15 protein-coding genes are annotated in these 20050 nt (G+C 51.8%); 3 read left to right on the top strand and 12 right to left on the bottom strand.

Going from position 1 to position 20050, the window contains the following annotated elements; all coding sequences use genetic code 11:
• Positions 1-190 precede the first annotated feature (190 nt).
• The 9 genes from F0P94_RS00335 to F0P94_RS00375 all read right to left on the bottom strand — a co-directional run bounded on the left by F0P94_RS00335 (position 191) and on the right by F0P94_RS00375 (position 11282).
• The gene (locus F0P94_RS00335) at positions 191-1270 is read right to left on the bottom strand and encodes a CgeB family protein (protein ID WP_150901715.1); all 1080 of its coding nucleotides are present in this window, start codon (positions 1268-1270) and stop codon (positions 191-193) included.
• Positions 1267-2382, bottom strand: coding sequence for a CgeB family protein (locus F0P94_RS00340; protein ID WP_150901716.1), 1116 nt, complete (start codon positions 2380-2382; stop codon positions 1267-1269). The genes F0P94_RS00335 and F0P94_RS00340 overlap by 4 nt, the downstream gene beginning before the upstream one ends.
• Positions 2379-3524 carry a CgeB family protein gene (locus tag F0P94_RS00345; RefSeq protein ID WP_150901717.1) on the bottom strand — a complete coding sequence of 382 codons (1146 nt, stop codon included), beginning with the start codon at positions 3522-3524 and terminating at the stop codon, positions 2379-2381. Before F0P94_RS00345 ends, F0P94_RS00340 begins: the two co-directional genes overlap by 4 nt.
• A 62-nt stretch (positions 3525-3586) precedes the next feature.
• A complete protein-coding gene (locus F0P94_RS00350) occupies positions 3587-4714 on the bottom strand; it encodes a glycosyltransferase (RefSeq protein WP_225307065.1) in 1128 nt (375 codons plus the stop codon).
• Between the two features lie 83 nt (positions 4715-4797).
• Entirely contained in the window at positions 4798-5553 is a 756-nt protein-coding gene (locus F0P94_RS00355; RefSeq protein ID WP_150901718.1) for an OBAP family protein, read from the bottom strand.
• Positions 5554-5612: 59 nt separating this feature from the next.
• Positions 5613-6650, bottom strand: coding sequence for a Gfo/Idh/MocA family protein (locus F0P94_RS00360; RefSeq protein WP_150901719.1), 1038 nt, complete (start codon positions 6648-6650; stop codon positions 5613-5615).
• Complete coding sequence (locus F0P94_RS00365; protein WP_225307067.1) at positions 6650-7669, bottom strand: MDR/zinc-dependent alcohol dehydrogenase-like family protein; 1020 nt, start codon at positions 7667-7669, stop codon at positions 6650-6652. The genes F0P94_RS00360 and F0P94_RS00365 overlap by 1 nt, the downstream gene beginning before the upstream one ends.
• Before the next feature lie 387 nt (positions 7670-8056).
• Positions 8057-10132 (bottom strand): SDR family NAD(P)-dependent oxidoreductase, encoded by a 2076-nt coding sequence (locus F0P94_RS00370; protein ID WP_150901720.1) that lies wholly within the window; start codon positions 10130-10132, stop codon positions 8057-8059.
• 31 nt (positions 10133-10163) lie between these two features.
• Positions 10164-11282, bottom strand: a complete 1119-nt coding sequence (locus tag F0P94_RS00375; RefSeq protein ID WP_150901721.1) for an NAD-dependent epimerase/dehydratase family protein — start codon at positions 11280-11282, stop codon at positions 10164-10166.
• An 849-nt stretch (positions 11283-12131) separates the two neighbouring features.
• Between F0P94_RS00375 and F0P94_RS00380 the strand changes: the two genes are divergently transcribed.
• The 3 genes from F0P94_RS00380 (at position 12132) to F0P94_RS00390 (ending at position 15779) form a co-directional block, all read left to right on the top strand.
• The gene (locus tag F0P94_RS00380; RefSeq protein WP_150901722.1) at positions 12132-14021 is read left to right on the top strand and encodes a pyruvate kinase; all 1890 of its coding nucleotides are present in this window, start codon (positions 12132-12134) and stop codon (positions 14019-14021) included.
• A 4-nt stretch (positions 14022-14025) separates the two neighbouring features.
• Positions 14026-14958, top strand: a complete 933-nt coding sequence (locus tag F0P94_RS00385) for a hypothetical protein (RefSeq protein WP_150901723.1) — start codon at positions 14026-14028, stop codon at positions 14956-14958.
• A gap of 80 nt (positions 14959-15038) precedes the next feature.
• Complete coding sequence (locus F0P94_RS00390; protein ID WP_150901724.1) at positions 15039-15779, top strand: SDR family oxidoreductase; 741 nt, start codon at positions 15039-15041, stop codon at positions 15777-15779.
• Between the two features lie 260 nt (positions 15780-16039).
• Here the strand turns inward: F0P94_RS00390 and F0P94_RS00395 are convergent, their stop codons facing one another.
• The 3 genes from F0P94_RS00395 to F0P94_RS00405 all read right to left on the bottom strand — a co-directional run bounded on the left by F0P94_RS00395 (position 16040) and on the right by F0P94_RS00405 (position 19872).
• On the bottom strand, positions 16040-17704 hold the full coding sequence (locus F0P94_RS00395) for a hypothetical protein (protein ID WP_150901725.1): 1665 nt from the start codon (positions 17702-17704) through the stop codon (positions 16040-16042).
• Positions 17694-18236: an RNA polymerase sigma factor gene (locus F0P94_RS00400; protein WP_225307069.1), complete on the bottom strand. Its 543-nt coding sequence runs from the start codon at positions 18234-18236 to the stop codon at positions 17694-17696. The genes F0P94_RS00395 and F0P94_RS00400 overlap by 11 nt, the downstream gene beginning before the upstream one ends.
• 109 nt (positions 18237-18345) lie before the next feature.
• Complete coding sequence (locus F0P94_RS00405) at positions 18346-19872, bottom strand: Ig-like domain-containing protein (RefSeq protein WP_150901726.1); 1527 nt, start codon at positions 19870-19872, stop codon at positions 18346-18348.
• Between the last annotated feature and the right edge of the window lie 178 nt (positions 19873-20050).

Raw genomic sequence — 20050 nt, forward strand, 5'->3', positions numbered from 1 at the left:
ACTTCCCCACAATACCATGAGCTTTCCGGAAATGTTTGTCAGCATGTAGCAGCGCCGTCGGAGACGGCTTGTTTCATTGGAACTTTGCAGTCCTCCTCCGGAAGACTACAAAGATCGACGAGCGACTGAGCCAACCAGTATCAGGAAAAAACTAAAGTCCTGAAAATCCTTAAATCCTGAGAATCCCGATTCAGGCGGTTACCAGCGATTTCACATATTGCTCCAATTCCAACGCGCGGTGTGCCGCCGTATGGTTAGCGAGCACTTTTTGCCGGGCTCTTTCCCCAATGGCCTGACGTTCGGTTTCCGGCAGGTCCTGCAAAAATACGAGCGTATCTTCCGCCGAATAAGAAACCAGGATCTCGTCGTCGAAATCGAAAATTTCATCCAGGCCCTGCCAGTAATCCGAAATGATAGGGGTACCACACGCGGCGGCTTCGAACAAACGTACGCTTGGCGAAAAACCGGCTTTGATCATATCGGCGCGCGTAATGTTGAGAGTAAACCGCTGACTGTTGTAGAATAACCGGTGCCCGGCAGGTGGTAGGTGCTGAATGTGCTGCACGTTGGTCGGCCATTGAATCGTTTCCGGGTATTGCGGTCCGGCTACCACGAATTTTCCGCTTTTCCAGTACCCGGCCGTGTCCAGCATCAGTTTCTGCAAAGGCGGTTGCCGGTCTGCCGAGTAGGTTCCCAGGTAACCCAGATCCCAGACTTTGGGAGTGTCCTCCGGGAAGTAAAGCTCCGGGTCGAAGGAACAGTAAAGCGGCCGAGCCATGGGAGAACCGTATTCCTTTTCCAGTTTTTCCAGCGTTGGCCCGCCGGTAAAGGAAAGGTACAGGTCGTATTGCGGAATGAGGGAAGGGTCCAGGTATTCGTAATCTTCCCGCGCCAGTTTGGCCAGCGTAACCGGCGTATCGATGTCGTAGAATGCTTTAATGCCCTGAGCCGTTTGCATCACCCAGTTTCCCACTTCAACGCCTTCCGGCACGTAAGAACCCACCATTACCATATCGGCTTCGCGTACCTGGTCGGTAAAGTACTTTTTCAGATCGTCTATGGATTGGTACAGGGCCAGGTCGCAAAATTCCGGGTCCGGCAGATCGCGGTTGGAAGAATACCAGGGTACATCCCGTTCCAGAAATAAGATCCGGTGACCGCGTTTGTTCAGTTCACGTACCAGGCCGCGAAAGGTGGTGGCGTGGCCGTTGCCCCAGGAGGAAGTAATGGAAAGACCCAGGATCACAATGTTCAGGCTTTCGTTTTTCATGCTACAGTTTCCTTTGCTTTGGTTCTTTGGTTGAAGTGGGAGTGGAGTAAGGCTTCCAGGCCGGCGGCCCGGTGCGCATAGGTATGTTTGGCAAGTACCTTTTCGTACGCCGCCCGCCCGATGGCCGCCGCCCTTTCCGGATTTAACAGGCGCATGATCTCGGCTACTTCTTCGCCGTCGCGCGCTACCAGGATTTCGGTTTCCGGCTCAAAGAAAAAGTCGATGCCTTCCCAGTAATCGGTTATGATGCAGGCGCCCGCTCCGGCAGCTTCGAACACCCGCGTAGCCGGCGAAAATCCGTAACGGGCCATGCTCTCCCGGCTGATGTTCAGCACCGCTTTGGGCGTACAGTTAAACGCATTATGATCGTGGGTGAAAACGTGACCGATATAGTTTACATTTTCGCTCATCGGTTTATCGCCCCAGCCGCTGCCACCGATCATGAATTTATATTCCGGAAGCCTGGTGGCCACGTTCAGAAAGAATTCTTCCACGCGGGCTTCGCGGTCCGGCAAACGGTTGCCTAAAAAAGCTAGGTCGCATTCGAATTTTGCCTGAGGTTCCACCGGGAAATGGGTAGCCGTATCCAGGGCATTGTAAACCGGAACGCATTTTTTCGCACCCCAGCTTTCGTAGGCATCCACTACCGGATCGCCGCCGCCGTAAGTCAGAATAAGATCATATTGTGGGATCAGGTTCCGGAACGGATCGTTTTCGTTTTGGTCAATTCGGTCTAAGGTTGCCGGGGCGTCTACATCCCAGAATACCACCAAGCGGTCTTTGGTTTGCAGTTTCAGCACCTCTCTTTCCAGGAATTCATCCAATACCCCAACGCCGCTGGCTTTCACCACCAGGTCGGCTTCCTGAGCGTTTTTCAGGCATGCCAGGGCAGCCGTTTCGTTTGCTTCATACACCACCACCTTTGCCCAATCGGGGTCTTCCATGTCGCGGTGCTGCTGGCGCTCGTAGGCGTCCGGCTCGTAGAAAGTTACGCGGTGGCCGCGTTCGTGCAGCGCCCGGATGATGCCGCGGTAATAGGTGGCGGCGCCGTTCCAGTAAGCCGATACCAGGCTGGAGCCCAAAAAGGCGATCTTCAGTTTTCTTTGCGTCATACGGTTGCTTTTTGGTGGGCGGAAGAATGGGTTGGATTATAGATCTTATCGTGGGCGATGCCGAGTTCTTTGCAAATGGTTTTCAGTTCATGAATGCGGTGGCTGCAGGTGTGGTGCCGGTTTATTACTTTCCGGCCGTTGCAAACCAGGTCCAGGGCTTTTCGTTGGTCGGTCAATACCCATTTCAGGTGCTGCTTCATTTCTTCGCCGTTGCGGGCCACCAGAAAATCGCGGCCCGGCCGGAAGAGGTTTTCGGAGTCTTCCCAAGGCGCGGAGATCAGCGGAATACCGCAGGCCATGGCTTCGAACGGACGAATGGTAGGAATGCCCGGCAGCGCTTCGGCATAAGGGCGGCGCGGCACGTGTACAGTTACTTTGTAACGCGCAAACACCTCCGGAACCATGTAGTTGGGCAGCCAGCCGCCGTATTGAATGCCGGCGTCGGCCAAGGCTTTCAGGGCGTGTTTCGGGTAGCGTACGCCGTAAACTTTGGCGCGCAAGCCCAGTTCTTTTACCGGTTTCAGTAGGAATTCATGCAGTTCGGCCGTCCGTTCTTCATCGCCCCAATTCCCGATCCAAACCAGGTCGCCGTCGAAGCTGTCTTTGGTGCGCGGGTAGAATACGTTGTGGTCGGCGGCTTCGTGCCAGGCCCAAGCGCGGGTGGTCCAGTTTTCTTCCAGGTAAATATTCCGGATCACTTCCCCGAAAGCCAGTACCCCGTCGTAATTCGAAAGGTCGTACTGACTCATGCTTTCACGTTCGGTCAGGGCGCGGTGGTGCGTATCGTGGAAGAGAAGTTTGTAGTCGCTGTTTTTCCGGTGCTCGCCGATGCGTTTTACCAGATCGTGGTCGTTCCATTCGTGCACAATTACCAGATCGGCATCCTGCAGGGTTTTATCCAGGTCCAGGGTTTCGGGGCGGTAGAAGTTGGTTTTCAGGTTCGGGTAATATTTGCTGAATTCCTGAATCTTGGTTTCGCCATATTGTTGGGTCAGGTTGCTTAAGCTCCAGCCGTTTTCTGGTTCGAAAACCTGCACCTGGTGGTGACGCTTCTGCAATTCGGTAGCAATTCCCCGCAAAAAATGAGCGTTTCCGTGGTTCCAGTCCGAGAGGAGTGAGTGATAAAACATGATAACTTTCATGGCAGAAAAAATTAAGGTTAGTGGCTTGCCGGAGAAGAGCTTTTCCGGAAGCCGGAATTCGGTTAATTAACAGGTGCTTTGGGCGTGGTTCCGGTTAGTATTCGGGAAGCCTTGGTTAACTGCCGGTAAGCATCCAGGTACTGCAGGGCGAACCGGGTGGCGGAGTAAGCGTGCGCGGCCTTACTGGCCCGGCAGCTCATGATGTTGCGGTGAAATTCGTCATTTATCAGTTTCTGCAGGGTGGTTTCCAAAACGCCTGCATCCGTTGGGTCTACCAGGCAGGCGGCATTTTCCCAGATTTCCCGCTGACTTTTAATGTTCCCCAGTACCAGGGCACAACCTGAAAAAGCCGCTTCCAGAGCCGACAAACCGAAGGGTTCGTAACGGGCCGGCAAGGCAAAAATGGAGGCGCGGGAAAGCCAGCTGGTTATTTCCTTTTGCGATAATTTGCCCAGGAAGTAAACGTTCTTAAAATCCACTTCTTCTCTGGTAACCGGGTGCACGTTTTCGCCGGCAATGTAAACGGGCCAGTCGAGGAAGGCGGCCACGCGGGTAAGCAGTTCCAGGTTTTTGGCTTCGTCCCAGATCCGGCCCATGCTGAAAATAAAAGGCTCTTTCGGGGCGTAGCGGAACAGGTTTTTATTCCGGCCGTTGTAGATCACGCGTTCCTGCCGGAATGGCCCGTAAAAATCGGCGGCTTCGCGTAGCATGGCAGCCGAAGGCGCTATTACCAGATCGGCCGCCTGCAAACCCTGGCGCACCATGGTTTTATACAGGCCCCATTCCTCCGGCGCTTTCTCGTTTTTCACGCCCTGCCACCACGAGAGCACACAGGAATGCGCCACCATCAGCACCGGTTTGTTCCAGGGCAGGTTTCCGTGGGCGAAGTTGTTGAGGTGGATCAGGTCGGGTTCGAATTTCCGGCTTATTTCCAGGAGCCACTGGCCGGCCGCGTTCACATCTTCCCAGGGGTTAGCCATCCATTCCAGTTTCCATGTGCTTTCGTGCAGTTCTACATTGGGAAGGGCGTTTACTTCCGCCTGCTGGTCGGGGCTTAAGGGTGCGCCCATGGTTGCCAGCGCCACTTGCACTTGCGAACCCAAGGTGCGGATAAGTTCCAGGGCATAGGTCCAGACGCCACCCACGGTGTCGGCAGTCATCAGGATGCGGAGGGGTTTCGGTGCATTCATGTCCGGTTTAATTAAGCGTTCTATAAGGCCGGAAGCCCTGGAAAAAACGGTAAGTTTTTAAGGTAAAAAGGACCAACTTTGGCTTAGTGGCCGTGGCCTTTCAGGTCGGGCGCTTTGTTGGTTACCTGGAACTGCCTGATCTCGCCTTTTTCCCAGGCATTGGCCATCGGGTCTACCTGAGGCATAGGAATATCTTCGCGGTTCTTTCGTTTTTCAGCAGTAGAAATGTTGAAATTATCGTCGCGTTTTTGCAGCAGTTCCGGTTTTAATTGCCCGTCTTTGGTAAAGCCCATCATCAGTTGCGGCGCGCCGAAAGGCAGTTTCAGGTCGCGGTCGGTGTGCCAGGTATGAATGGTTTTTCCGTAGGTAGAAACCAGTTTTTCCATCAGTTCGTGTTCGGCTGCTTCGGGGATGCCCGGCGCTACGAGCGTTCCCGATTTCACTTCGTAGTGGTGGCTGTGCCAGAGTTTTTTCTCTTCTTCGGGTAGCGTTTTGAAAAGCTTTTCCGAAACAATGTATTCCACGCCCATGAGCTTGGCATTTTCGCCGTTCCCGTCGAAGATCACGGCCTGGTGCAGGTCTTCGTTTATTTGCGAAACGTAGTGGTGCGCTTCCATTTGCCCTTCCATGTGCCCGTCGTAAAAATGAAACCCATCGAGGTAGGCATTCATTTTAGAGAGCGGGGTTTTATCCTGCATTACATCGGCGCCGGTTTCCAGTACTTTCGATTTAGTTGTTTTTTCGCCGCCGGGCGCCTGCACGTTGGAGCTGGTGTTTTCCCCGCCGCACGCACTTAAAAAAAGCATGGCTATAAAGCATCCGGTAAAAATGTTTTTCATAGGCAAAAGGCAGGAATGTTCTAAAACTACTGAATTCAGGAACAGGGGTTGCGCGATATTTAGCGACCGTATATTTTATCAAGGACTTCAGCTACTTTCATGAAGGCAAGCGCATCTTCGGAAAACTTCTCGCCGGCAGCTAAACGTTTGGCCCACTCCACGGCGGCGCGGCCCATCCAGTTATCCGGCGGCGAAACCAAGGTTTCGGTGCGGGTGCCGTAATAGCGTTCGGCCACAAAATCGTAGAAGGAACCGTTCACGTTTCTGAAGGCTACGCCGCCGTTGGTGCCGTAGAAAACAGCGCTGATCAAGGCTTCCTGACCGGCCTGTAAATTCCAGGAACAGGTAAGCTGCACGTGCGTGCCGGTGGCCAGTTCGATGTGCGCGGAAGCGTAATCTTCTACCTGGGTACTCGGATCGGTAAGCGGTTTTCCTTTGGCGAAAAGGCGGCTGTTAACGGTTTTTACTTCCGGGAAATTCAGGCCCCACAAAGCCAGGTCTACCAAGTGCACGCCCAAATCGATCACGCAACCGCCGCCCGATAATTTCGGATCGTAGAACCAGTTTTTGTCCGGACCATAAGCGTTGTGAAAAACCAACTCTACCGCATAAATTTCCCCGAGTTCCCCGCTTTGTAAAACATCGTAAACCTGCTGCATGGCAGTGGTATGGCGATAGGAGAGGTCTACGCCCAGGGAAAGATCCGCTCCGCGGGCAGCTTCCACCACCGCTTTGGTTTCGGCGGCATTGCGGCCCAGGGGTTTCTGACAGAAAACGGCTTTCCCCGCCTGCAAGGCAGCGATGGATTGTTCGGCGTGCAGGGCGCTGGGCGTGGCAATAACTACCGCATCGGTTTCAGCCGTGAGTAATGCTTCCAGCGTGTTTTCCAGTCTGGCATCCGGGGCGGTTTCGCGTACAGCCTGCTTGTTTTCGGCCACCGGATCGGCGGCGGAAATAATTTCGGCTACGCCGGCTTTGGCAATGGCTTCGAGGCGGTTGCGGCCGATCCAGCCAACTCCCAGGAAGCCCAATTTTAGTTTAATAAATTCAGCAGTTTCGGCAGGGGCCGGGGCGGAGTTGAGTAAAGTATTTTCCATTAGTTCTGATCAAAAGTGATAAGCGCTTTCATGAAGCCGTCGGGGCGGGTTTGAAGTTTTTCGAACGCTTCGGAGAGTTGGTTTAAAGAAAACGTGTGAGTGTAAAGCGGCAGCGGATCGATGCGGCCTTCGGTGACGGCTTTTACGGCTTCTTTCATTCCGTTCAGGTACATTTTCGGGTCGCGTTCGTGGGCGTTTATGATGTCCAGGCCGCGCCAGTTCCAGAGTTGCACGTTCACCTGCCGCATGCCGTCCTGGTGGTAACCGGCAATGATGAGTTTGCCGCGGATGGCAGTTAGTTCGCCGGCTAAATTCAGGGGCCATTCTTTGCCCGTGCATTCAATTACCCGTTCACAAAAATGCTCCTTCGTCTGGTTTTTTACTTCTTCGATGATGCGGTAATGGTCGTCCATTTTTATCACTTCGTCGGCGCCGCATTCTTTGGCTATCTGCAGGGAATATTCGCGTTGGGAAATGGCAATTACTTTTGCGCCGGCCGCTTTGGCCAACTGCACGAGTAATGCTCCCAGAAAGCCGATACCTAAAATGGCTACAGTTTGTCCGGCCTGGATGTCGGAGCGGTTGAAGATGTTCAGGGCGCAACCCAGCGGCTCCCCCGGAAACGGTTGGTTATTTAAGCTTTCCGGCAATTTTAACACGCTGCTTTCTTCGGCTAAATCGTATTCGGCATAAGCGTTATAAGACAGGCAGGCTACGCGGTCTCCCGGTTGTAAAGAGGTAACCTCGGCCCCAGTTTTATCTACAATGCCCCAGCCTTCGTGGCCCGGCGTTCCGGCTTGTTGCGGATAGGTAAACCACTCGCGGCCTTCCCAAAGGGGCAGGCTGGAAGCACATAGCCCGCAACCTTGCATCTTGATGCGCACCTGTTTCGGGTCGGGTTCCGACAGCTTGGTTTCCTTAATTTCGAAAGTCTTTGGTGCGGTAAGTACGGCAGCCTGCATGGTGGCAGTAACCAGAGGTTTTGCCTTTATTCCGGCTTCGGCAGTTTCAAGTATCATTGGTTGTTTTTTAGTGGTTTTGGATAATGTTTTTAATGGTTGAAGAATGTTACAGCTGCTTTTCGCCAGCGGCTGTTTACCTCCCCCTTGCCCCCTCCAAAAGGGGACTTTTTTCTATATTCGCTCTTCCGGATTTGCAATCCGGAAGCACTGAGTTGCGGATTTATAATCCGCCTTGCAGGAAGGCCTGCTAAATGCCAAGCTTTTCTGCTAAAAGTCGGATCACAGATCCGAAGCTCAAAACTTCGGGATTGCAAATCCCGAAGAGCGATTGATGCGATTGGAGCAAGGTTTGGTTTTATTTTAAGCCTCATAAGTTCCTTCGGAGTTGCCTTAATGCTTTGGCTTTTTCAATGTGAAGCCATAAGTGCTAAAACGCTACCCTTTTCAGGCTAAAATCTGGTCGGTTTCTTCCGGGGTTTCTGCCTGCACTTCCAGTACATTGAGTTTTTCCGGTACGGCGTAGCCGCGCACTTCGGAGAGCCATTTGTAGAGCCGGGCAACGCCTTGGTGCACATTGTGGCGCGGGCTCCAGCCGGTTGCTTCCCGGAATTTGCGGATGTCGGAAACGTAGTAGTGCTGATCGCCGGTGCGCCATTCTCCAAAACTTAACGGGAGGCGCTTGCCGCGGTATTCGCCCAGCATTTCGATCAGTTCCAGTAAGCTGATGGTGTTGGTTACGCCGCCGCCAATGTTGAAGGCCTGTCCGGAAATTTTGCCCATGTTTTTTTGCGCCATCATCATCGCTTCCACCAGGTCTTCCACGAACAGAATATCGCGTACCTGCTTGCCATCGCCGTAAATGGTGATGGGTTTATCTTCGATGGCGCGGATGGCGAAATGCGCTACCCAACCCTGGTCTTCGGTGCCGTATTGATGCGGGCCGTAAATGCAGCTCATCCGGAAAACCACTGCCGGCAGGTTATAGCTCCGGGCATAATCGAGCACGTACTGGTCGGCGGAACCTTTGGAGCAGCCGTAAGGACTGTGAAAATCGAGCGGGCGGTTTTCGCTGATGCCGTAGGTGGCTATCGCTTTTTCTGCCGGGGTGTAACGGGTACCGTTCGGGATGAATTTCAGATCTTCCAGGCCGCCGTAAACTTTATTTGTGGAGGTGAAAACCAAGGACGGCGGATTGTCCTGTTCCCGGATGGCTTCGAGCAGATTGATGATGCCGCGGGCGTTGATTTCAAAATCGTTTACCGGCAGATCGAGGGAGGTGGTAACGGCAACCTGGGCAGCAAAGTGAAAAACTTCGGTGGCATTCTTCATCACTTTCCGGAGCGTATGCTTATCGCGGATGTCGGCTATGCAAACATGCACCTGCTTTGGAAACTGTTCGTGCAGCCACTGTAAATTGCGCTCTACGCCGCCGCGCGAAAGGTTATCGAGAATCACTACCTGTTTGCCTTCGGAGAGTAATTTTTTGGCGACGTTGGTGCCTACAAAGCCGGCGCCGCCGGTAATAAGCGCATATTTTTCGGGTAAGGTCTTGTCGGTGCAACGGTCGAGGCAGGGAAATTTATTCAGGCCGCCAAGACCGTATTCGGCCCATAGTCGGTACAGGAGTTTGGGGCTGCCATCCGTTTTTTTCAGGCCGAAGAAATATTCCCGCTCATCCACGTGAAACCCGCCGGTGGCCGGTTTTTCCGGCGACAGGTCCTGCACGCCGTACCAGTACACTTTTTCTACTTTAGCTTCCAACGCATTCCTGAATTCGAGTAATTGCCGGTATTCGTCGTGCTGCCAGGTAGAAAAACCGGCTTCGGTGATCCATACTTCGGCCTGAGAATGATTGGTTTTCAGAATTTCGCGCACGGCTTTCACCTGCTCTTCCCAACCTTCCCATTGCTGATCGAACACATCCGGAAACCCGTGGATCCCTACCGCATCGATGTACTGCATTACGCCCCGGTCGAACATTAATTGCAGCCAGTTCGGGTCTACGGGGCTCATACCGCCGAGCACGGTTTTTTTGCCGCGCTGTCTGGCCCAGTAAGCGGCACCGCCTACCATTTCGGCAAACCGGTTCCAGTTCTGGTCCAGGGTGTAATCGTAGGCGGCTTTGTTGTTGGGTTCGTTCCAGAGCTCCACGTATTCGAAATGTTTGCCCAGATCGGTAATGATCACATCCAGGAAATCGGCGAAAGCTTTTGGCGTTACCGGCGGGGCGGAAGTGCGGGGCTTCATTGCCAGTGAAGGCGGCGTGTATAAAAAGCAGGGCAGCAGTTTCACTTCTTTGGCCAGTTCCGGAATTAACCAGTATATCCATTCCTTGCCTTTTTCGGAATAAAAATCTGCCCAGGAAATGCCGGTGCGGAGTTCGGTTACCCCCAGTTTTTTCAGGTCCGAAAGCACTTGCTTCACCCGGTCGTATTCGCCCACGTGAAACCATTCGACCAGGCCAACCGGCTGAGCAGTTTTTAAGTTATCGGAAGCAGGTAGCGGAATATTTTTATGCATAATAGTACTGTTTTGGAAAGCGTTAAAAGATCTACACCGTCAGGCCGCGGGCGGCCAGTTCGGCGCTCGCTTCGTTCACTTTGTCGCATGCGATCTGGCCTTCGAGCCAGGTTGCCAGTTCGGTAAGTCCGGCGTTGAAATCTATTTGCGGTTGAAATCCCAGCACTTCGCGGGCCAGGGAAATGTCTGCGTAGCAGTGCCGGATGTCGCCCACGCGGTACTTGCCCGTGATTTCGGGTGCCAGGTTTTCCTTACCCATTACCTGAGCCAGGCGCGTGGCAATTTCCCGGATGGTGTAATTGTTGCCGCTGCCCACGTTAAATACTTTGCCGTCGGCTTCCGGTTTTTCCAGGGCTAAGCGGCAGGCCAGAGCTACATCTTTCACGTGCACGAAATCGCGCTGCTGCAAACCGTCTTCAAAGATCATGGGCGGGTTGTTGTTCAGGAAGCGGGAAGCGAAAATGGCCAGTACCCCGGTATAGGGGTTGGAAAGCGCCTGCCGGGTACCGTACACGTTAAAAAAGCGCATGGCTACCGTAGGAATATTGTAGGCGCGGCCGGTCATCAGGCAAAGCCGTTCCTGGTCGTATTTCGATAGAGCGTAAACCGAAGAAAGGGTAGGGATCTTAGATTCCGGAGTTGCCACGGGTTTCAGTTCGTTTCCGGCTTCGTCGTATAATTCCCATTTGCCGTTTTTGAGTTGTTTCAGGCCGCGTTCCGGTACGGTTTCCGGTTCGCCTTTCCGGTTCTGGTATAAGCCTTCGCCGTAAATGCTCATACTGGAAGCTACCAGTAATTTAGCTACGGGTTTTTCGATCAGGGCTTCTAAGAGTACGGCCGTGCCCAGGTTGTTTACAGCGGTGTAATCGGCAATCTGGTACATGCTCTGGCCTACGCCTACTATGGCCGCAAAATGCACCACCATATCCACGCCTTCCAGTGCTTTTTTTACCGCTTCCTTGTCGCGCACATCGCCGATCTGCAGTTCTACTTCCGGGTTCAGGTAAATCGGGCGCTGGCAATTTTCGCCGTGTACCTGTTCCGAAAGGTTATCCAAAGCCCGTACCTCGTAACCATGGCTGAGTAATTCGTCGGCCAGGTGAGACCCGATAAAGCCGGCTCCGCCCGTAATCAGTACTTTTTTCTTCATATCGTATAGCGTTTAGTTATCTGGGTTTAAAGGCTGAAGGCGGGAGGAGAAAAAAACAAGACTGACCCGCGAACAGGTGAAAGAACAATTAGGGAATCTGTTAGCCTGCCGGTAATGATGGTTCAGAGATGGATTCATCGGCAGATCGATCACCGGAACTGGTGTGCCGGCAAAACAAGGGAACGGACAAGCCTGGTAAAGCAAACCGGGTTATTCTGAAACTTTCCTCTTAGAAAAAGGAGGGAAAGCCTGAAGGATTGGGTAAGCGAAGGAAAAAAAGCAGGGCTAAAATGAAAGACGTGGGTGCGGGCCGGCTTCTGGATTTCGGCCGGGAAAATGGTAGCCTCAGGCGACCGAAAAGCCAGCAACTTAAAAGCAGCTAATCCAACCTCTGGAAGGCTGGTTAAGGCAGTGCGGTTCGTATGATCAGTTGCTGAATTGGCTCCCACTTTTAGTAAAACTTATAACAATTTTTTGAAATTTTAGTACTAAAGGAACGTAGATATAGAAGCCAGGGTTGAAGAAGAAGATGCTGCTTTGCTATGTTTTGGTGGGGAAACAGGTATTTACCTTATGTAACAACAGGTGTTTTGTTCTAAAAACTGAGGGAATAAATTTGAAATTACAGGATAGGCAGCCAAAATTGTACTGGATTTCGCCGGTTTGGACCGGCACCGGAGTTAAATTTCTGCCGTTAACCGGTGCAAATTCCGGGTTTGAGCCTGTTATTAGGAACCCCGGTAAAAATTCCTTATCTTAGGCTAAACCAACTTCTTCAGAATTGCTTATCTATAAAGTTCCGGCCTACCCGGAACCTTATAAGCGTATGCCATTCTCAGACCACCTCATATGATAAAAAGCAGCAAAGCCCATGTGTCCGAACCGGCCGAAAACCTGGAAAAGATCTCTAATCATCTTGACGAGCTGATCGGGGATTCCCTTCAGTTAGAGAAAAAGTTTGCCTCCGAGATTAAACTGGTAAACCCGGCTTTCCGGAAGAGCGCTAAAAACCTGCTGCACTACCTGGCCCTCCGCCGCCACGACATCCGCGAGTTGCAGGAGCAACTGGCCGCCTTGGGATTATCGTCGCTGGGCCGGGCGGAGGGGCACGTACTGGCAAGTTTGCAGGCTGTGCAGCAGCAGCTTTGCTATCTGCGAAAATGCGAAGCAGCCCAGGACCTGCATGCCCTTTCTTTCCCCGAAAGCACTTCTCTTTTAAGAAAGCATACCGAGGAATTACTGGGTTTGGCGCCTACTCACCGGAACACCCGCATCATGGTTACTTTTTCGGCCGAACTGGCTACCGATTTCGACCTGATCTGCCGCCTGTTGCAGGCTGGGATGGATTGTGCCCGCATCAATTGCGCCCACGACGATAAAGCCACATGGCTGAAAATGGTGAACAACATCCGGCGGGCAGAAAAAGAACTGAATATCAGCTGCAAGATCCTGTTCGACCTGATGGGGCCCAAACTCCGGACCGGCCCTTTAAACCCCGGTCCGGCCCTGATCTCCGTTCACCCTACCCGGAACGAACTCGGGCAGGTAGTAGCGCCGGGAAGGGTGTGGCTGACGGCCGTAGATGCGCCGCCCGTGGTGCCGGTAGATGCCGTGTTGCCGGTAAAAGCAAACTGGCTCGGACAGTTACAGGAAGGCGACCAAGTGAAATTCCAGGATACCCGGGGGCGGAGACGCGCCTTCACCGTTTATAAAAAGGCAGAGAACGGCGTGCTGCTGCATGTTTTTAAGACCTCCTATATTGCTACCGGCACGAAACTGAAGTTTAAAACGCCTTTGCCCAAGCCTCTGGTAGCCGAAGTTGGTGCGCTGCCCTTACTGGTAAGGCCCATCGTTCTGAAAAAAGACCATTTTATGGTGCTGGACAAAGAGCCCATTCCGGGCAAGCCGGCCCAGTTCGATGCCCAGGGGCATCTGGTAAAGCCGGCGCATATTTCCTGCACCCTGCCGGAGGTTTTCGATAAAGCCAAACCCGGCCAGCCGATCATGTTCGACGACGGCAAAATTGAAGGGGAAATTACCGAAGTAAAACCCGAATCGCTGCTGGTAAAAATAACAAGGGCTAACGATAAAGGAAGCAAGCTCCGCGAAGACAAGGGCATAAACCTGCCGGAAACCAACCTGCAGCTGATCGACCTGACCGAACAGGACAAGGAAGACCTGGCCTTTGTGGTCAAACACGCCGACATTGTAAACCTTTCGTTTGTGAACCGCCCCGAAACGGTGTTTGCCCTGCAGGAAGAGTTGAAAAAGCACGGCGCCGGTCACCTGGCCATCATGCTGAAAATAGAAACCCGGGAAGCGTTTCAGAACCTGCCGCATCTGCTGCTGGCCGCCATGCGGAGCAACTGTGCTGGTATCATGATTGCCCGCGGCGATCTGGCGGTGGAGTGCGGGTGGCAGCGCCTGGCCGAAGTGCAGGAAGAAATTCTCTGGCTTTGCGAAGCCGCCCATTTGCCGGTGGTCTGGGCTACCCAGGTACTGGAAACCCTGGCCAAAAAAGGCCGCCCTTCCCGCGCCGAAATTACGGACGCCGCCATGGGGCAGCGCGCCGATTGCGTGATGCTGAACAAAGGCCCGCACATTGTTTCGGCTATTACCCTGCTGGACGATATCCTAACGCGCATGCAGGAACATCAGCACAAAAAAACGTCTATGTTGCGCGGCCTGCACGTGTCGCAACTGGAGCATTTTTATGAAAATCAGGCAAACAAATCGTAAGCAAATGAAGGGGACTTTCTTTTTCCGGAAACTAGGTTTAGGGCTGCTGCTACTGGCTTGCAGCTGTCAGGGCGGTGGGGAAAAGAAACGAACCGAAAAGGATATCAACTTTACTGAATTTGGGAAATACTGGTATCAGGGGCAGGCAGAAGTGAATACTTATGAACTGGAACAATTCCGTTACGGAGAAAAAAGGCCGGCCGAAGCGGTGCTGATCTTCGTAACGGAAGACCTTTCCAAGAAAACGCACATAAAACCCGACGCACCGGCAAAAGACCAGGTAGGGGTGCAGAAGGTGCTGAAGCTGAACCTGACCAAAAAGTTTACGACCGGCATTTACCCGTATTCCATGATGCTGTCGGTTTTTTCGCCGGTTTACGAAGAGATGCCTGCCCTTAAGATTACCGGAAGCTGCCAGGAATGGTGCGGCCAGACGTTCACGCAACTTAATTACCGGCCTCAGGCTTACGAGGCGCTGCAACGCTCTTATTTCGAATCGGACGGGGACCGGGAACTGACCTTAAAAGCCCGTTCCGAAGATGAACTCTGGACCCTGATCCGCCTGAATCCCAAACTCGTGCCCACCGGTAACCTGGACCTGATCCCCGGCCTGCTCGACCTTCGTTTCACGCATAAACCCCTGCAAGCTTACCGGGCCGGCATCGAAATAAAACCGGCCGCAAAAGCATTCAGCAATTTTAAAAAAGAACAGCTCCGCGTTTGCAGCGTACGGTACCACTACTACCCACGGCAATTGCACATTTATTTCAGTTCAAAATTTCCGTATGAGATAGCCGGCTGGGAAGAAGTGCACGTTACCCCAAACGGGAAACCCGAGATCAGCCGTGCCACGCGCAAAGCCGTAGAAATGCTGGCTTACTGGAAAATGAACGGAACTAAGTACGATTTTAAACGGAAAGAACTTTTGCTGGAATAGGGGAGATTTTGCTAGGAAAATGGTATTGTTTCAGCGGGGAAAATGTATTTGAAAATGGTATTTATTAGCTTGAAAAAACGATGGAAATAGGAGGAAATACGGTACTCATTACCGGCGGCGCTACCGGCATCGGCCTGGCCTTAGCCGTCCGCTTTCTGAAAGCCGGCAGCCAGGTTATTATATGCGGCCGCCGGAAGGCTAAACTGGAAGAAGCCAAGCTGAATCATCCGGAACTGCACATCCGGGTTTGTGATGTCGGCTTGGAAGAAGAACGGAATGCTTTATTCCTGTGGACGGTTGCCGAGTTTCCGCAGGTGAATGTGCTCATCAACAATGCCGGCATTCAGCGGCGGGTGGAAGCCACGAAAGATCAGGATAGCTGGGAGGAAAGGCGGAAGGAAATAGCCATTAACCTGGAAGCTCCCATTCATTTGTCTTCGCTATTTGTGCCGCATTTTATCACGCAACCCAAAGCCGCCATTATTAATGTTTCTTCCGGGCTGGCTTTTACGCCCGGAACATTTGCCACTATTTACAGTGCCACCAAAGCCGCGTTGCATTCCTTTACCATGTCTTTAAGATACGAACTCGAAGGTACCCCTGTAAAGGTGCTGGAAATAGTACCGCCTGCCGTAAACACCGATCTGGGCGGAGCCGGCATTCACACCATGGGCGTGCCGCTCGATGAATTTGCCGATGCCATTATGCAGCGCCTTGCCGGCGGTGAAGTGGAAATCGGTTATGGTCGGTCCGAAAAAGCCCGCAACGCCTCCCGCCAGGAAAGCGATGAAATGATCCGGCAAATGAACAGGAAGGAATAGGGGCCTGTTTACCATAATCTGTAGAGACGTAATGCATTGCGTTTCTACCAGTATTGCAATATTGCCGCATATCCCTGAATGGGGACGTAATATATTACGTCTCTACAGGTTCGGAAAACCTTGCATGATGGCTTGGGGAGAAATAATAGCACCGGCAAAGCAGCTGCTATGCTAGTCGGAGAAATATCAAAGTCAATGCCCTGCCAGTAAGAACCGGCAGGGCATTGACTTTGAGGAAGGATTCCATTCCGGAAACCGGGTTATTTTTGGCGCCGGTATTGAATGCCAATGCTTAATCCGAAAGTAGTTGGTTTGGCGGAAATTGGCGTGTTTCCCCGCTGGAAAGCCTGCAGGTAATACTGCATTACCGGTCCGGCCTGCAAGGTGAAATCCCGGCCAAGCTGCCAGTTGTATTTAAAACCGGCCGTTACGTACGGCGCTACCCTGGTAATTTCAGGATCAAAACCTTCCGTTTCGTTTTTATACTGAAGAAGGGTATTGGCTCCTAACCCGGCATTGAAATGCAGCTTCGGTAGCAATACGTAATTTGCGCCTAAATAAACTCCGCCCAGGTAATACCGGAAAATAACCTGCTGCTTCTGCTGGCGGTTATGCACCTGCATGGCAACACTGCCGTTTGGTTGCTGCTGCACGACTGCTGAATCGGCCAAGGTTGCCTTGGTAGTCAGGTTTATGGATTGGGTAAGCTGGCCGAAATGAAGGCCTGCTTCCAGTTGTAAATTTTCTGATAAATAATACCGGCTGCGAAGCCCCAGTTCATAACCTAAACGTTCGGAAGAATAGGCGTTCATGTGGTTCATTTTTACAACCATCAGGTTATCCTGGCGGTTGGCAAGTACGCGCTGGTAAGCGATCTGTGGCGTGCCGTAAGTTATAAACGCCCATTTGTTATTCGTTTTTACGGGTTGCTTCCTGGTTTTATTTTCCGATGAATCCTGAGTCAGGTTTGCTGCCAGAGAAATCGGTTTTATTACTGAGTCCTGCTTTGCTGCTTCGTTTTGGACCGGTGCTAAGCCGGATAATTCACCCAGGGAGCTTTTCGAATCTTGCGTAGCCGCACCGTTTTCCTTGTTCTCAGAATTGATTTCCTGAACTGTAAAGCCGGCGTTGTTTTCTGTTTTTAGTTCGTCAGGGCTACCGTTTAACGCTTTACCAGCTTGGTCTTTTTTGGCATTCCTGTTAAATGCAATTGCAGGCTGCAATATGCCGCCTGCTGAAACGCTGTTCCCTGAATTTTCTTTCTGGTCCGGAACGGTAGTATTATCTTTACTTTCCTCCGGATTTAGAGATTTACTGGCTAATGTTGGTTTGGCATCTTTCCGGCGCGCGTGTGCAATTAGCCCCTTGGAAAGAATCTTCTTTTTCGGTTTTTCCGAAATGCTGTTTTCTTCCTCCATATCCTCCGTTTCCCGTATTGCTGCTACTCCCGGAATAACCACAAGCGGCCGGTAAGCGGGTTTCTCCGCCTGCCTGTTAGGAGTGACATTTTTGCCTATTTCATCAACCGTATTTTTGTCCGGGTTACCGGAATTAGTCTGTTGGTCAGATCCTGAAGTCAGTTCTTTCGGCGAAACAGGAGCAGGCTGATTTGAGGCGATGCTCCCTGTCTTGTTTTCAGATGGTGAATTTTCTGTCCCGTTAGCCGGTTGCAAGAAGGCAAGGTTTTCTTCAGACTTCGGATTATTTTTCTGTTCCAGGCCTACCTCATGCTTTTCAATAACAGTGAATTTCAGAACCCAGGGCAAGGATATAAGCAGGGGTATCAGGGGCAGCCACAGCCACCACCGGTAACGCCGGGGCTTTAATTCTCCGCTGATCTTCGACCAGGTTTCCGGCAGGGGCGCTTCCTCGAAATCGTAAAGCCGTTTCCCGAGCGCATCATTCCATTTGTTTTCAGCTGGCATATTTACAAGGATTAATCTTTTCCAGTTTCTTTTTAAGCAAGTTTTTGGCCTTCGATAACTGAGAGCGCGAGGTGGCTTCGGCTATGTCCAGCATTTCGCCGATCTCGCGGTGGTTATAGCCTTCCACCACGTTCAGGTTGAATACCACGCGATACCCTTCCGGCAACTCATTTATCATGGCCACTATTTCTTTGGTGGTAAGTTCCTGAAGACCATCCAGCTGATTATCGTCCTGGATCTCCAGTTCCTGGCTATCCTGGTGGTCGTAATGTTTTTTGTTCCGGCGGTAGTTATTAATGGCCGTGTTCACAAAAATACGGCGCATCCAGTTCGGAAAAGAGCCTTCCCGGAAGTTCTGGATATTCCTGAAAACGCTAATGAAAGCCTCCTGAAAAGTGTCTTCCGCCTCGAATTCGGTTTTGGCGTACCGCATGCAGATCCCTTTCATCCGGCTGCCATAAAGCTTGTATAAGGCTTCCTGGCAGGCGGGTTTTCCCTTCTTGCATCCTTCTATTATTTCAACCTCAGTCACCGTATTTCATTTTAGGTCCCGGTTTCTTTTCTTATGCCTGAACAGCCGCGGCTAAAGCAACGGCTGTTCAGGAGGTAATAGATTTATTTGAATTGAAATGCTGCAGACTTCATCGGATATAAATGTCTATATCGGCATCGCGGCAAACCTGCTGGCCGTTAATGGTCTGGCAGATCCGGTACCGGAAGTTTTCCCTTACCGGCCTCGGGGCAGTAGTGGTAGAATAAATGATTCGGGTGGCCAAGCCATTATTTACAATGGAAACACGTCCATAATTCGGTTGGTAAACAATCTGTACGGTTGGGAAAGTACCATTCTGGCAATACACATCATTTTGCAGGATTGCCACCGAAACCGTATCGTAGCTTTGTGAACTTACCCGTCTTAAGGTCACGCTATCGGGGTTGGCCACCAGCGAGCAGTTCGGGTTCTGGTTCGGGGTAACGGTGAAATACACTTTGGCATTCGATGGGTTTCCGTTGCCGGTAAGGTTGTACAGCACTTCATCCGGACCTACATAACCTGGGTTTGGGGTATAAACCAGCTGGTTATTGGCGTTTATATAGGCTTGGCCGTAAAGCGGCTGTTGCGAAATGCCTGGGGTTACGTAATAACTCGTGCCCAGGCAGGTATTGTCGTTCTGCAGGATATTTACCGTAACAGAAGTGTTAGCCTGCAGGGTAGCATAATCGGGATTGGCTTTTACAAGGCAAGTGGGGGCTGATACTGTAAGATACACTTTGGCTATGGTACTGCCGTTCGGGCCGGAAAGGGAATAGGTTAGTTCATCGCGGCCGGAGAAATTCCGGATGGGGGTGTACACCAGCTGGCCGTTTATGTTTATATACGCCTGGCCGTTATTGGGGAATACCGCAATACTTGGCGAGCCGCCGCACGAATTATCGTTGGTCAGGATATTAACCGTTACTGAGCCGTTGTAGGTTACAGTGGCATTGTCGTCGCGGGCAACTACCGTGCAGGTATATGCGCTGTCCAGTACCAGGATATTTACCAGGGCAGTTGCGGTGCCGTTCTGGCCGGTTAACTGGTATTTTACCTGATCCATACCTAAATAACCGGGGTTCGGCTTGTAAACCAGGAAGTTGCCGGCATCTAAATAAGCCAGGCCGTGGGAAGGTTGCTGCAAAATACCCGGCGTGGCGCCGCAAACGTTATCGTTCTGAAGGATATCGATGCTTACCGAACTGCCGTAATTATTGGCCAGGGTATCCAGATCGTTCATGGCACTTACGGTGCAGGCGCCGGTGGAATCTATAACCGAAATTGCTACCAGGCCGGTAGCGCAGTTGTTTCCAAGGCAGGCCGTATAGTTAAATTTATCGGTACCCACAAAGTTCGGGTTAGGCTGGTAATGTACCATACCATTGGTTCCGGCTTGGAGGGTACCGTGTTGGGGTTGGGTGAAGTTTACGGTAGCCTGGCTGCCGATCGAATCGTTGGCAATTACGTTTACCTGGATCCCCTGATTTTTGAAAGTGGTAAATGCGTCGTCGTGTACTACCAGCGTACCGGTGCCGGCGGGCAGCTGGTCGTCCTGATACTTATCGCAGGAAGACAGCAGCAGGAGGCTGAAGATAAAGCCGAAAGCTAATTTTATGGCGTTAAGGTTTTTCATTTTAGGTGCTTTAAAGGTTCGTTTATCAGGAGCTCCGAATACAAAACAATGCGTGCTTTCAAAACGCTGCCTGCCCTGTTAAAGAAATCTGTATTTATTTTTTATGCCTTCTGATTTAAGTAAATAGACATTGATATCCGGATATTTATTTCTGGTCTTAAATTGTGTAAATGCCTAT

Origin of the sequence: Adhaeribacter soli (genome assembly GCF_008727925.1) — a bacterium.
Classification (GTDB): Bacteria; Bacteroidota; Bacteroidia; order Cytophagales; family Hymenobacteraceae; genus Adhaeribacter_A; species Adhaeribacter_A soli.